The organism is Cellulomonas sp. GbtcB1 (assembly GCF_019091725.1).
Taxonomy (GTDB): Bacteria; Actinomycetota; Actinomycetes; order Actinomycetales; family Cellulomonadaceae; genus Cellulomonas.
Window position 1 is genome coordinate 74,498 of record NZ_JAGXJG010000003.1, and the last position, 14,333, is coordinate 88,830.

Consider the following 14,333-nt stretch of genomic DNA (forward strand, 5'->3'; position numbering starts at 1 on the left):
GTCGAGAGCGGAACGTCGATGCTGCGGGGCGCCGGGGCGCGGCGTCCAGGGGTGGGCGCCTCAGGTCATGTCGTGGCCCCCTGGCGGGCGAGGGCGTCGGCGACGGCGGCGTCGACCGCGCGCTGGTGCCGGGCCCTCCGCCGGCGGCCGGCGAGGACGCGCAGGGCGACGAGCGCGACGACCAGCGCGAGCGCGCCGATCAGGGCCCACGGCACCGCCCAGGCGGCCGCGGCGGCGGTGACGCCGGGGACGGCGGGCGCGGCGTCGGCGGCCGCGGCGCCGGGCAGCGCGACCACCTCGCCGCCGAGGGCGATCGTGGCGGTGGTCCGCACCAGCGGCCACACGCCGTCGACCCGGACGCTGCGCTGCACGGACGCACCGGGGATGAGCTCGGGGACGTCGACGGCGGCGGCACGGGCCCGGCCGAGGCCGAACAGCCCCGCGACCTGCACCTGCTCGGTCGGCGCGACGCGCGAGTTGCCGGTGTTCGTCACGGTGAACGTCACGGTCGCGGCGCCCGGGGCGACCGGGTTGCCGCCGGCGTCGTAGTCGACGCGCAGGCCGGAGACGGCCAGCGCCGGCGCCAGGTCGCCCTGCACCCGCAGGTGCACCCGGGAACCCAGCCGCCGGTCGACCGAGACGCCCGCGGCGTTCTCGACCAGCAGGCTGGACACGATGCCCGCGGCGTAGTCGCCGGGCTGGGCGTCCTCGGGGACGGTCAGGGTGAACGGGACCTCGGCGGCGGCGCCGGGCTCGAGGACGATCTCGGGCGTCTCGACCTGCACCCAGGCGCCGAGCGCGGTCGACTCCTCCCCCGCGCCCAGCACGTCGAGGGTGCCGTCGGCGGTGAGGAAGCCGTCGGCCGCGTACACGTCGAGGGCGAGCGGGGCGTCGCCCTTGTTCGTCACGACGAGGGCGTCGGCGAGGGTCCCGCCGGGCGGCAGGGAGTACGCGAAGTTCGGGCGAGCGGCGCCGTGCACGGTGTCGGCCGGGCGCACGCCCCAGGTGACCTGGGTGCTCGCGGCGGCGGGGTCCGCGGCGGCGGGGTCGGTCGCCGGGTCGGCGGCCGGGGCGGCCGGGGCCGGGTCCGCGGCGGCGGGCGCCACCAGCGGGACCGTGCGCGTGGCCGGGGCGGCACCGACGGCGGGCAGCGCGCCGCCCAGCGCGAGGGCGACGGCGGCCGCCAGCGCGGCGAGGGCGGCGGGGACGCGGGTCGGGGTCACGGCGGGGCCTCCGGGTCGACGGTGACGACGGGTGCGGGTGGTGCGGCGGTGGTGCCGCCCCCGCCCGCCCGGGACGAGGACCGGGCGGGCGGGGACGGGGACTGCGGGTCGGCGTCAGCTGAGCGCGGTGAGCGTCAGCGTGGCCGTGTAGGTGCCCTGCGGGGCGTCGAGCGGGAGCTGCAGGTCGAGGTCGGCCCCGACGAGGGACGAGCCGCGGGCGTGCCCGGTCTCGGCCTCGGCGAGGGTGCGGGCCACGGACAGGCCGTCGCCCTCCTCGAACCCGGACGGCACCGCGGGCCCGGCCACGGCGTCGCCGCCGTTCTCGAGCACCTCGGGCGTCCAGCCCAGGTACTTCGACGACAGGGTCTCGCCCCCGGCGACGAAGTCGCTGACCTGCGCGGTGATGGACCACTCCGGGTCGCCCGCGCGGGTGTCCTGCACGCGCACCGGGACGATCTCGCCGGTGGCCCGGTACCGGTCCTCGAGCTCCTCGGCGACGCCGAGGTTGACGAGGCCGGAGGTGCCCTCGAGCGACCAGACGAGCTCGCCCGCCCGCTGCTCCGGCACGGTGACGGCCAGGGCCTGGTCGCCGGCGGCCACGGAGCCCGGCGCCTCGCCGGTGTGGTCGCCGTCGACGCCGCCCGCGGTGTTGCCCGGGCCGAACGCGGCGGCCGGGTCGTTGTCCGCGAGCCGGATGGTGCCGAGGACCGTGGTTCCGGCGACCCGCAGGTTCGCGGTGTTGCCGGTGAGCACCAGGTCGCCGCCCACGGTGTTGCCGAACGTGTCCGCCGCGCCGTCCGCGGTGGCGCCGACCAGCACGTCCCGGCTGGAGCCGGTGACCGACAGGGTGCCGCCGACGACGGCCCCGGCGACGTTCACGCCCCAGTCGGAGTCGGCGATCGCCACCTCGCCCTTCACGCCGGTCTGCAGCAGGTCGACGTAGGTCGCCGCCTGCGTGGTCAGACCGCCCCCGATGGACGAGCCGGTGACCTCGACGTCGAGACCGCCGGCCGCCACGCTGCCGCCGACCTCGAGGTCGTTGAGGTAGAGGAAACCGACGCGCGAGCCCGTCGTGTAGGCGCTGACGTCGCCGTCGACCCGGGTGCCGTCCAGCAGGACGCCGTACGCGTCGGTGGCGACGACGTCGCCGGTGACGGTCACCGACGTGGCGTCGAGCCAGGCGTCGGCGCCGACGGTGATGGAGCCCTCGACCGTCGCGCCGGCGAGCACGCAGTCCGCGCCGGCCGGGACGACGAGGTCCCCGGTGATGGTCTGGTCCCCCAGGTCGGCGGTGCAGTCGGTCGAGGCCGCCTGCGCCACCGTGCTGCCCAGGGCCACGAGCCCGAACGCGCCCACGAGAGCGGCGGGCACCGAGTAGATCCGCTTCATGTCCGTGTCTCCTTCTCGCTCAGCCGCGCAGGCCGGCGATGGCGTCGTAGCTGCGGTCGGCGTTGCCGAGGGAGTTCAGCGGGTTCGGCGGCTCGGCGACCGTCGAGGCGTTGTCCTGCTCGTACAGCCCGAAGTGCTGGCCGCGCGTGCGGAGCTGGGACAGGAACTGCTGGTACGGCAGGTCGCCGGCGCCGAACTCGATGATGTCGTAGCCGTTGGCGCTGGCCTCGTTGGCCTTGCCGTCCTTGAGGTGCAGCAGCGGGTAGCGCCGCGGGTTGCGCAGGACGTAGTCGACCGGCTCGAACCCCGGGTACTTGTGCTGCCCGACGTACGCCCAGTAGATGTCCATCTCCAGGTAGACCAGGTCCGGGTCGGTGTTGTCGTAGAACACGTCGTAGAGCCGGACCGACGGGTCGACCGGGTCGAACCGGAACTCGCCGTCGTGGTTGTGCTGGTAGATCTTCATGCCCGCGGCCTTGACCTGCTCGCCCCAGCCGTTCCACTCCTCCGCGGCGGCGAGGTAGCCCTCCTTCGTCGCGGTGTTCGTGGGCGCGTTGCCGGTGCCGAGGTGCGGCATGCCGAGGGTGTGCGCGATGTCGATCTGGTTGGCGAGGTCGGTGCGCAGCAGCTGGGTGCTGACGTGCGAGCCGACGGCCTTGAGGCCGTTGTCGTCGAGCAGCTGGCGGATCTCCGCCGGGGTGATGGCGCCGACGTTGCCCTGCGTGTAGCCGGCGAACTCCACCTCCGCGTACCCGATCCGGCCGAGCTCCTCGAACACGGCCCGGAAGCCGAGCGAGCTGACCTTGTCGCGGATCGTGAACAGCTGGATGCCGATGCGGTTGGCCGGGACCAGGCGGGTCCGCCCGGTCGTGGGCGCGGCCGCGGGCGCGAGGCCGGCGGCCGAGGCCCCGGAGGCGCCGAGGGCGGTCCCGAGCCCCACGGCCACCGTGGAGGCGCCGAGCGCCTTCATCAGGGACCGCCGGCTCATCGGCCGGGCGGGGATCGAGGCGTGCTGGTGCGTGCTCATGTCTCTCCTTCGAGACGGCCGGGCCCCGGGCGGGTCTGCTCGCGCAACCCCGCCCGGGCACCGGCGCGCGGTCAGCTGCGGACGGTGAGGGTGGTGCTCGTGGTGGAGCCGGAGATGCCGGCCGTGCCGCCGTAGGCGACGTCGACCTTGTAGGTGCCCTCGGGCAGGCGCCCGAGGGAGACGACGCTCGCGCCGGAGGCGTCGAGGGTCCCGGTGAGCGTGGCGACGGTCTGGTTGTTGCGCTTGACCGTCACCGTGACGTCCCCGGCGGCGGCGACGCCGCTGCCGGTGGTCACCTGGACGGTGGCCTTGGCGGCGACGGCGGGCTTGACCGGGTTCGGCGACACCGTCGCGGCCACCGTGGAGGTGGTGCGCGCCACCGTGAGGCGGACGGTGCCGGCCGAGGGCTTGAACACCTCGCCGCCGACGAAGGACGCGGTCACCGTGTGGGTGCCGACGCCCAGGGCCGGGTCGAGGGCGACGACGGCGGTGCCGTCCTCGCCGAGGGCGCCCCGCCCGACCTCGGTCTCGCCGACGGTCAGCACGACCTCGCCGGAGGCGACGCCCTCGGCCGCGGAGACCGCGACCGTGACCTCGCCGGGGGCGCCGAACGGCACCCGCCCCGCGGCCACGGCGGCCGTGGTGGTGGTGTCGACGGTGGGCTCTTCCGGGGCCTCGAGGTCGATGGTGAACTGCACCGACCCGACCTCGGAGACCAGACCCTGGGTGTCGGTGGCCCGGTACCGCAGGTCGTACGCGCCGCTCTCGGAGAACGTCACGCCGTACTGCTGGTTCGCCGCGAGGTTCGTCCAGGTGGCCCCGCCGTCGCGCGAGTACTGCACGCTGGCGAGCGCCCCGTTGTCCGCGGCCTGCACGGCGAACCGCACCGGCTCGGTGAAGACGCCGCCGGCACCGGTGGGCGCCGCCGGGGTCAGGGTGTGCGCCACGGTGGGGGCGGCGGTGTCCGCGACACCGGGGCCGACCATCGTGATCGCGTCCACGGCCAGGTCGTCGGCCGAGGTGACGACCAGGTCGCCGGTGCCCTCGGGGGCGTCGAAGGCGATCTCGACGTCCTTCCAGCCGGCGCCCGCCGGGATGGTGGCGGTGGCGAACGGCGCCGCGTCGGCGGCGCCCCAGCGGAGCTGGACCTCCCCGCCGCCGTTGGCCCGGACGACCGCGCCGGTGATCCCGCTGAAGCTCACCGGGGTGAACGTCAGCGAGTCGCCGGTGCCGAGGCCGCGGACCGCGTTGCCGGCCGAGGCCGTCTCGTCCGCGTACACGGTGACGCCGGTGCGTGCGGCGTGCTCCGCCTGCTGCTCGCGCGGGTTGAGGCGCAGCGTGGCCTCGCCCGACGCGGCCGGCAGGCCGTTGGCGCCCGCGTCGCGGTACGTGACCACGACCGCGCCGTACAGCAGCGCGCCCGGGCCGTGCTCCGGCGAGTTCGGGTCGGTCTTGAACGCGCCCTGGCAGCCCGTGCCCGAGACCTCGGGGTGGGCGTGCTCGTCGTGGCCCAGGCCGTACGTCCAGGACACGCGCGTGCAGTCCGTGGCCGTGCCGTCCTCGGCGTCCTGGGTGGTGACCCGGAACGGCACCGCGTCGCCCCAGGTGAAGAAGCCGCCGTTCTCCGGGTAGGTGAGCGTGACCTCGGGCGCCTGGTTGCCGACCGAGATCGGGTGCGAGGTGAGCGTGAACTTGCCCTCGGGGTCCGTCACCTTGAGCCGCGCCGTGTAGGCCGCGATCTCGGTGTAGGTGTGCTCCGCCTCGACGCCGGTGGCGTCGAACGTGCCGTCACCGTCGAAGTCCCAGTCGTAGCGGAGCTCGCCGCCCTCGGGGTCGCTCGACGCGGACGCGTCGAACTGCACGGTGAGCGGCGCGGTGGACGAGGACGTCGGCGTGGCGGTGAACTCGGCGCGGGGCGCCTTGTTCCCCTCGGCGTAGGCGATCCGGTGCAGACCCGCGTCGGGGTTGGCCCGGAAGAAGCCGTCGCCGTAGTCGAGGACGTACATCGACCCGTCCGGGCCGAACTCGATGTCCATCGGGTTGTCGATCGGCGGCCATCCCTCGGCCGTGATCGCCGCGTTCGGCGTGACGTCCTCGATGTGGGTGACCTCGAAGGTGTCCCAGTCGACCGTGAACGCCGCGATGTAGTCCTGCGAGAACTCGCCGAAGAACGCCTTGCCCTCCCAGTACGCGGGCCACGCGTCCGGGCCGGCGTCGGCCGGACGGTGGTACACCGGGCCGCCCATCGGGCCCTGGCCGTTGCCCGTGCCGAAGTTCACCAGCTCGTCCCAGGGCTGGTCGCCCGGGTTGTCGCCGTAGTAGACCGTGGCCGGGCGAGCAGGGGGCAGGTTCGTCAGGCCGGTGTTCCAGCGCGAGTCGTTGACCAGGTTCTCCGGGTCGAAGAACGCGCCGGGCGTCGCCGTGGCGAAGTCCCAGTCGTTGTAGGCGAAGTTGTCGCCCGTGACGAAGGGCCAGCCGGCGTTGTGCGGGTCGTCGAGGCCGACGACGTTCCACTCGACGAGACCCATCGGGCCGCGGCCCGCGGTCTCCGCGACCGCCTTGGTGGCGTCCGGGCCGTAGTCGCCCCAGGACAGCGAGCTCGTCTCGGGGTCGACGTCCAGCTTGAACGGGTTCCGGACGCCCATGACGAAGATCTCGGGCCGGGTGTCCTCGGTGCCCTCGGGGAACAGGTTGCCCTCGGGGATCGTGTACGACCCGTCCTCCTCGACGTGGATCCGCAGGATCTTGCCGCGCAGGTCGTTGGTGTTCCCCGCGCCGCGGCGCGAGTCGAAGCCGGGGTTCATGCCGGGGGCGTCGTTGTTCGGCGCGAAGCCGTTGGCGCCCGGCGTACCGGCCGGGGTGTTGTCGCCGGTGCCCAGGTACAGGTTGCCGTCGGCGTCCCAGTCGAAGTCGGCGCCCACGTGGCAGCACTGCCCGCGCTGGACCTCGACGTCGAGGATCTGCTGCTCCGAGGCCAGGTCCAGCCCCTCGCCGGTCCACTGGAACCGGGACAACCGGTTCACGCCGACCCACTGGTCCCAGTAGGACTCGTCCTGGCCGGCCGGCAGCGTGTTCGGCGCCGAGCCCGCGGGGGTGTTCCCGGGCGGGGCGTACACGAGGTACACCCAGTTGTTCTCCTCGAAGTCCGGGTCGATGCCGATGGACTGGAGGCCGTCCTCCGAGTTCGCGTACACGGGGATCGTGTTGGTGATCCGGGTGACGCCGGTGGCCGGGTCGGTCAGGCGGACGTCGCCGTTGCGGGCCGTGTGGAGCACGCGGCCGTCGGGCAGCACCGCGAGGTCGATCGGCTCGCCGACGTCCTTGGTGAGGGTGATCTTCTCGTAGTTGTCCCAGTCGAGCGCGGCGTCGCCGCCGGGCTCGGCCCCGTGGTCCACGCCGTCGTGGGCCACCACGGGTCCGGCGCCCAGCGCCAGCCCCGTCACGGTGAGCACCCCGGCCAGGGTGAAACCCACCAGTTTCCTGCCGCGCTGCGAGCGCGGCTGCGTACGATCCATGAGTGATGCAGCTCCTTACGGGATCTCGTCACAGAGGTCGGGCTCCTGAGTCGTCCCCACGGTTCGCCGAGCCCGGCCTCCTCAACCGACCGGCGGCTCTGCCGGTCGTGGCGCGGTCCCACCTCCTCCCCCTCGAGCGGTGAGCTGATCGTCGTCTGACGGGTGGTGCTGGTGCGGGCGGGGTACCCGCGGGGCGGGTCGCCCCCGGGCGGTCAGCCCAGGGCGACCCACCGGCTGCCGTCGGCCGCGCTGCGCTCGACGGCGTCGAGCACGCGCTGCACGGCGAGTCCCTCGGCGAACGACGGCGACGGGTCCTGACCCGCCGCGATCGCGCCGACCAGGTCGACGACCTGGTGGGTGAAGGCGTGCTCGTAGCCGAGACCGTGCCCCGCCGGCCACCAGTGGCCGACGTACGCGTGCTGCGGCTCGGTGACCACGATCCGGCGGAACCCCGCGACGGCGGCGTCCTCGGTCGCGTCGTGGAAGTGCAGGACGTTCATGTCCTCGAAGTCGAACGACAGCGAGCCGCGCTCGCCGTTGACCTCGAGTCGGATGGCGTTCTTGCGGCCGGTGGCGAACCGGGTCGCCTCGAACACGCCCAGGCCGCCGCCGGAGAGCCGGGCGAGGAAAACCGCGGCGTCGTCGACGGTGACGGGGCCGCGCGCGGCGTCCGGGCCGGCCGCAGGGCCGTGCAGGCCCGCGAACTCGGCCGCCACGGGCCGCTCGTGCACGAAGGTCTCCATTAGCCCCGACACTCCGGTCAGGCGCTCGCCGGTGATGAACTGCGCCAGGTCGACGGCGTGCGAGCCGATGTCGCCCAGCGCGCCGGAGCCGGCCTGCTGCTTGTCCAGCCGCCAGGACAGCGGCGCCTCCGGGTCGGCGAGCCAGTCCTGGAGGTACTGCACGCGCACGTGCCGCACCGCCCCGATCCGGCCGTCCGCGACCAGCTGCCGCGCGAGCTGCACCGCCGGCACCCGGCGGTACGTGTAGCCGACCATCGACCGGACGCCGCGGGCGGCGGCGGCCTCGGCCGCGGCGACCATGGCCTCGGCCTCCTCGATCGTGTTGGCCAGCGGCTTCTCGCACAGCACGTGCTTGCCCGCCTCGAGCGCGGCGACCGCGATCTCCGCGTGCGTGCGGCCCGGCGTGCAGATGTCGACGAGGTCGACGTCGTCCCGTGCCACGAGCTCCTGCCACGACCCGGCCGTGTCCTGCCAGCCGAGCCGGTCCGCCGCGGACTTGACCGCGGTGGCGTCCCGGCCGCCCAGCACCCGCATGACCGGGGTGCGGGGCAGGTCGAAGAACCGCGGGGCGGTACGCCACGCCTGCGAGTGCGCGGCGCCCATGAACGCGTACCCCACCATGCCGACGCCGAGCGGCGCGGCCGTCGTCCCGTCCATCACGAGACCTCCTTGCCTGGGCACGGGGGGGCGCCGGGCGGCGCCCCCCCGTGGTCCGGATCAGGACTCGAAGGCCGAGTCGATGTACTGGTCGACGTTGTCCGCCGTGACGACGGGCGCGAACAGCTGGACGGTGCGCGGCACGCCCGAGGACGCCAGGTCGCTCAGCGACTTCTCGTGCGCGACGAGCCGCGCGAGCTTGATGCCGTCCGCCGCCTGGGTCGACGGGTAGATGACCGTGGCCTCGACCACGGAGGCGTCGTCCTGGATCTCGCGCATCATGTTCGCCGAGCCGGCGCCGCCGACGAGGAAGAACTCGTCGCGTCCGGCGTTCTCGATCGCGGCCAGCACGCCGACGCCCTGGTCGTCGTCGTGGTTCCAGATCGCGTCGATCTGCGGCGCGGCCTGCAGCAGGTTCGCGGCCGCCTGCTCGCCGCCCTGGACGGTGAAGTCCGCGGCGACCCGGTTGTCGACGTCCAGGCCGCAGTCGTCGAGCGCGTCGGCGAAGCCCTGGCTGCGGTCCTGGGTCAGCGGCAGCGAGTCGATGCCCGCGATCTCCGCCACCACGGCGTCCGGGTTGTCCCCGAGCCGCTCGCAGATGTAGGTGCCGGCCGAGACGCCCATGCCGTAGTTGTCGCCGAGCACGGTGGCGCGGGACGCGAACGGGCTGGAGAACTCGCGGTCGACGTTGATGACCGGGATGCCGGCCTCCATCGCCTTGGTCGCGACGTCGGTGAGGGCGCCGCCGTCGAACGGCAGCAGCACGATGGCGTCGACGCCGTCGTTGATGAAGCCCTCGATCTGGCTGATCTGCACGTTGACGTCGTTCGTGCCCTCGGCGACCCGGAGCTCGACGTCCTCGTAGTTCTCGGCCTCCTTCTGGGCGGCCGAGGTGATGGCGCCCATCCAGCCGTGGTCGGCGGCGGGGGCCGAGAAGCCGATGACGACCGTCTCGCCGGCCTCGTCGTTGTCGGACACGGCGACCGGGGCGGCCTCCGCGCCGGTGTCCTCCTCCTCCGCGGGGGCGTTGGAGGTGCAGGCGGCGAGGAACGCGACGGACAGCACGGCGACCGGCGCGAGGACGCGGCCGCGGCGGCGCGTGGTGCGGGTGGTGGACATGGGATCTCCTTCGACGATGTCCGGGGTCGTGCGGGCAGGGTGGGGCGTGCGAGCGGGTCGGACCCGGTCGCGGTGGGGGTCGTGCGCTGGTGCGTCGGTGGCGCGGGGCGGGGCGCCGCGGGGGCGCCCCGGGCTAGGTGCGTGCGGTCCGCGGGGTGCGAGAGGTGAAGCGCTGCTGCAGGAGGACGGCGACGACGATGATCGCGCCCTTGATCACCTGCTGGACCGAGGAGTCGAGGTTGTTCTGGATGAAGATGTTCGTCAGCGTCTGGAAGATCAGGACGCCGAGCACGGTGCCGACGATCGTCCCCCGGCCGCCGGCGAGCAGGGTCCCGCCGACGACGACCGCGGCGATCGCGTCCAGCTCGTAGAGCAGGCCGTTCGTGGACGAGCCCGCGCCGGTGCGGGCGAGCATCATCACCGCGGCGATGCCGGCGGCCAGGCCGGCGAGGCCGTACAGGTACATCGTGTGCCGCTTGACCGCGATGCCCGCCAGGCGGGCAGCCTCGGGGTTGCCGCCCACCGCGACGGTGCGGCGGCCGAACGTGGTGCGGTTGAGCAGGAACCAGCCGGCGACGGCGACGATCGCGAAGATCCACACGATCTTGGGCACCCCGAGCAGGTTGCCCCGGAAGGTGTCCTCGAACGACTGCACCGAGACCAGCTGCGTCCGGCGCTGGGCGATCAGCTCGGCGAGGCCGCGGGCGGCGACCAGCATGGCGAGCGTCGCGATGAACGCGACCACCCGGCCGTAGGCGATCAGCACGCCGTTGACCAGGCCGGCGCCGAGGCCGACCGCGAGGGCGCAGCCGACCATGACGATCCAGCCGTACTGGTCGGCCATCGACTGGGTGGCCACCGTGGTCGCCCACACCGAGGCGAGGCCGAGCACCGACCCGACGGACAGGTCGATGCCGCCCGCGGTGATCACGAAGGTCATCCCGATGGCCAGCACGCCGACGATGGCGGCGGAGCTGAGGATGACCAGGACGTTGTCGATGCTCGCGAACCGGCTGCCGGCGGTGATGTACCCGACGACGCAGATCAGCGCGAGCGCGATGACCAGGCCGAGGATCCGGGCCGAACCGGCGCCGGCGGGGCCGCGCCGGGAGCGGCCGTGCTCCCGGGCGACGCCCTCGACCCGGGCGGACTCGTCCGCGGCGGGGGCCGCGGGGGTCGCGCCGGCGGAACCGGGCGCGGAGGTCGGGCCCGAGGGGGCGCCCGGCGTGCCCGGGGGCGGGGCGGAGAGCTGGTGCTCGCTCACGCGGCACTTCCTTCCATGACGAGGTCGAGCACGGCGTGCTCGTCGATGGCGGTGGCGGGGCCCTCGTGGACGACCCGGCCTTCGGACACGACCAGCACCCGGTCCGACAGACCGAGCACCTCGGGGATCTCGCTCGAGACGACGACGACGGCGGCGCCCTCGTCGGCGAGCCGGCGGACGAGCGCGTAGATCTCGGCGCGCGCGCCGACGTCGACGCCGCGGGTCGGCTCGTCGAGCAGCAGCACCCGGCAGCCGTGCACCAGCCACCGGGCGAGCATCGCCTTCTGCTGGTTGCCGCCCGACAGGGTGCGGATGGCACGGTCGACGCCGGCGGGGCGCAGGTCGAGGGCCTCGGCCTGCTCCTCGGCGATCCGGCGCTCGGTGCGCTCGTCCAGGAGGCCGCCCTTGGCGAACCGCCCGAACGTCGACAGCGTGATGTTGCGGTAGACCGGCTCGTCCAGCAGCAGGCCCTGGGCCTTGCGCTCCTCGGGGGCGAGGCCGATCCCGGCGCGGACGGCGGCCGTGACGTCGCCGGCGCGCAGCCGCCGGCCCGCGACCTCGACGGTGCCGGCGCTCGCCCGGCGGGCGCCGTAGATCGTCTCCAGGATCTCGGACCGCCCCGAGCCGACCAGCCCGGCGAGGCCGACGATCTCCCCCGCGCGGACCCGGAGGTCCACGCCGGTGAAGGCCCCGCGCAGCGCCAGGCCCTGCACGTCCAGCACGACCGGCGCGTCGGGCGCCAGGTCCTGGCTCGGCGGGAAGGCGTACTCGACGTTCCGGCCGGTCATCAGGCGGATCAGCTCGCGCGTCGGGGTGTCCCGGGCGGGCAGGTCGCGGGCGACCGTGCGACCGTCCTTGAGCACCGTGATCCGGTCGCCGATCGCGCGGATCTCCTCCATGCGGTGCGAGATGTAGACGATCGCGACGCCCGCGGCCGTGAGCTGGTGCACGACGCGGAACAGGTTCTCGACCTCGTCCGAGTCCAGCACCGCGGAGGGCTCGTCCATGACGATCACGCGGGCGTCGTGCGAGAGCGCGCGCGCCATCGAGACGATCTGCTGCGCGGCGGCCGGCAGCGAGCCGACCTCGCGGTGCGGGGAGATCTCCGGGTGCCCGAGGCGGGCCAGGATCTCCCGGGTCCGCCGGCGGGCCTCGCGGCGGCGGGAGACGCCGGCGGTCGCGAGCTCGTGGCCGAGGAACACGTTCTCGGCGACGGTGAGGCCGCCGACGACGTCGAGCTCCTGGTACATCGTGGCGACGCCGAGCTTCAGCGCGGCGACCGGGTTGGCGATCGTGACCACCTCGCCGTCGACCAGCACCTCGCCCTCGGTGGGCTGGTGGGCGCCGGCGAGCACCTTGATGAGGGTCGACTTGCCGGCCCCGTTCTGCCCGAGCAGGCAGTGCACCTCCCCCGGCAGGACGTCGAGGTCGACGCCGTCCAGGGCGCGCGCTCCGGGGAACTGCTTGACGATGCCCCGCATCTGGAGGAGCGGAGGCCGGTTCGGTGGGTCCACGGTGACCATGTGAGGAACCTATGCAGGACTTTCGTCACGGGTCAAGCAAAAGTTGATCCGGGTTTGTCCGAGTTACCCGATCGTGACGAACACAAGTGGGGGGACTTTCTGGTTCACTAGGCGCCATGCAGGACGTCGTGAAGCTCCCACCGCGGCACTCAGGGGCCGGAGACCTCTTCCAGCTCCTCCGCGACGGGCGGCCGCGCACGCGCGCCGACCTGGCGGCGGCGACCGGTCAGGGACGCTCCACGATCAGCGCACGCGTCGAGGCCCTCATGTCCGCCGGGCTCATCGCGCCGGCCGGCGAGGCCTCCTCCACCGGCGGCCGCCCGCCCGCGACCTTCGCCTTCGAGCCCAGCGCGCGCGTCGTGCTCGCCGTCGACCTCGGCGCCACGCACGTCCGGCTCGCCATCACCGACCTCGCGTCGAACGTCCTCGTCGAGGGCGAGGCGCCGCTGGCCATTGCCGACGGACCGGACGTCGTGCTCCCCTGGGTCGCCGAGCACGGGCGCAAGCTCGTGGCGGAGGCCGGGCGCTCGCTCGACGACCTGGTGTCCGTCGGCGTGGGCCTGCCCGGGCCCGTCGAGCACGCCACCGGCCGGCCGATCAACCCGCCGATCATGCCGTCCTGGGACGACGCCGACGTCCGCGGCCTCCTCTCGGCCGAGCTCGGCGGCGCCGACGTCCTGGTCGACAACGACGTGAACCTCATGGCGCTGGGCGAGCACCGCTCCGCCTGGCCGGACGTCGACGACATGCTGTTCGTCAAGGTCGCCACCGGCATCGGCTCCGGGATCATCTCCGACGGCGAGCTCCGGCGCGGGGCCCAGGGCGCCGCCGGCGACATCGGCCACATCGCGGTGCCGGGGGCCGAGGACGTCCCGTGCCGGTGCGGCAACCTCGGCTGCCTCGAGGCCATGGCGTCCGGCCGGGCGCTCGCCGAGCAGCTCAGCCGGGACGGGGCCGACGCCCGCGGGGGCGCCGACGTCGTCGCGCTCGTGCGGGCCGGCGACCTCGCCGCCGGCCGGGCCGTCCGGCAGGCCGGGCGGGAGATCGGCGGCGTGCTCGCCGCCTGCGTGAGCCTGCTCAACCCGTCGCTGGTCGTGATCGGCGGCGTGGTCGCCGAGGCCGGCGAGCACCTGATCGCCGGCATCCGCGAGGTCGTGTACCAGCGGTCGCTGCCCCTGGCGACGCAGCACCTGCGGATCGTCACGTCGCAGGCGCGGTCGGAGGTCGGGATCCTCGGGGCGTCGGCCATGGCCGTCGACCACGTGCTGTCGCCGGTGGCGATCGACGCGCTGCTGGAGGCGCGGATCGCCTGAGGCCGGGCTGGGCGGCGCGCGCGCCGGCGCGGGCCCTCGGGAACGCACGGGTCGTCAGCCTCGGGTTCGTCGTGCTCGCGATCGCCCTGCCCTGGCTGGCCGCGCGGCTGTGCTTTTGGGCCGTCCGCAGCGAGCGGTTCGTGCTCTTCACGGCTCGGACGCCGCCTGCGCTCCGTCGCGGTCGACCGCTCGACCACCCGCCCAGCGCGTGGGACCGCGCGTTCGGGGGTGCGCCACGTGGCTGGGTGCGCGTGCGGTTCGCGGACGGCCGGTGGCTGGGGGGCTGGTACGGGGACGACTCGTTCGCCACCACCCACCCCCACCCTCCCGAGCTCTTCGTCGAGGTGGGCTGGGTCGTGGGCGACGACGGGACGTTCAGCGACGTGGTCCACGCCCCAGGCGGGATGGTGATCAGGTGCGCCGACGCGATCGCCGTGGAATTCCTCCCGGGCAGGCGGGATGATCAGGCCGGGGGTCGCGACGATGACGTGAGGACGGTGCAGCCCCGTGGCTGACAGCAACCGGCGACGCCCGCCCCCGGTCCGACGGTGGTTCGCCCC

The 14,333-nt window shown here is 74.3% G+C and carries 10 protein-coding genes; 2 read left to right on the top strand and 8 right to left on the bottom strand.

Annotation, left to right across the window (positions count from 1 at the left end; genetic code table 11):
* Window positions 1-65 precede the first annotated feature (65 nt).
* The 8 genes from KVT14_RS02230 to KVT14_RS02265 form a co-directional block, all read right to left on the bottom strand.
* A complete protein-coding gene (locus tag KVT14_RS02230; RefSeq protein WP_217614168.1) occupies window positions 66-1,223 on the bottom strand; it encodes a DUF916 domain-containing protein in 1,158 nt (385 codons plus the stop codon).
* 114 nt (window positions 1,224-1,337) lie between these two features.
* Complete coding sequence (locus tag KVT14_RS02235; protein ID WP_217614169.1) at window positions 1,338-2,612, bottom strand: hypothetical protein; 1,275 nt, start codon at window positions 2,610-2,612, stop codon at window positions 1,338-1,340.
* Window positions 2,613-2,631: 19 nt separating this feature from the next.
* Window positions 2,632-3,639: a sugar phosphate isomerase/epimerase gene (locus tag KVT14_RS02240; protein ID WP_254630246.1), complete on the bottom strand. Its 1,008-nt coding sequence runs from the start codon at window positions 3,637-3,639 to the stop codon at window positions 2,632-2,634.
* 71 nt (window positions 3,640-3,710) lie between these two features.
* Window positions 3,711-7,112: a PQQ-dependent sugar dehydrogenase gene (locus KVT14_RS02245; protein WP_308160831.1), complete on the bottom strand. Its 3,402-nt coding sequence runs from the start codon at window positions 7,110-7,112 to the stop codon at window positions 3,711-3,713.
* A gap of 254 nt (window positions 7,113-7,366) precedes the next feature.
* Window positions 7,367-8,554 (bottom strand): Gfo/Idh/MocA family protein, encoded by a 1,188-nt coding sequence (locus tag KVT14_RS02250; RefSeq protein WP_254630247.1) that lies wholly within the window; start codon window positions 8,552-8,554, stop codon window positions 7,367-7,369.
* A gap of 60 nt (window positions 8,555-8,614) precedes the next feature.
* Window positions 8,615-9,673 (bottom strand): substrate-binding domain-containing protein, encoded by a 1,059-nt coding sequence (locus KVT14_RS02255; protein ID WP_217614171.1) that lies wholly within the window; start codon window positions 9,671-9,673, stop codon window positions 8,615-8,617.
* Between the two features lie 133 nt (window positions 9,674-9,806).
* Window positions 9,807-10,937, bottom strand: a complete 1,131-nt coding sequence (locus KVT14_RS02260; protein ID WP_308160832.1) for an ABC transporter permease — start codon at window positions 10,935-10,937, stop codon at window positions 9,807-9,809.
* Window positions 10,934-12,418, bottom strand: a complete 1,485-nt coding sequence (locus tag KVT14_RS02265; RefSeq protein ID WP_254630248.1) for a sugar ABC transporter ATP-binding protein — start codon at window positions 12,416-12,418, stop codon at window positions 10,934-10,936. Before KVT14_RS02265 ends, KVT14_RS02260 begins: the two co-directional genes overlap by 4 nt.
* 158 nt (window positions 12,419-12,576) lie before the next feature.
* Between KVT14_RS02265 and KVT14_RS02270 the strand changes: the two genes are divergently transcribed.
* On the top strand, window positions 12,577-13,773 hold the full coding sequence (locus KVT14_RS02270) for an ROK family transcriptional regulator (protein ID WP_217614173.1): 1,197 nt from the start codon (window positions 12,577-12,579) through the stop codon (window positions 13,771-13,773).
* Complete coding sequence (locus KVT14_RS02275; protein ID WP_254630272.1) at window positions 13,770-14,288, top strand: DUF6338 family protein; 519 nt, start codon at window positions 13,770-13,772, stop codon at window positions 14,286-14,288. The genes KVT14_RS02270 and KVT14_RS02275 overlap by 4 nt, the downstream gene beginning before the upstream one ends.
* Window positions 14,289-14,333 lie beyond the last annotated feature (45 nt).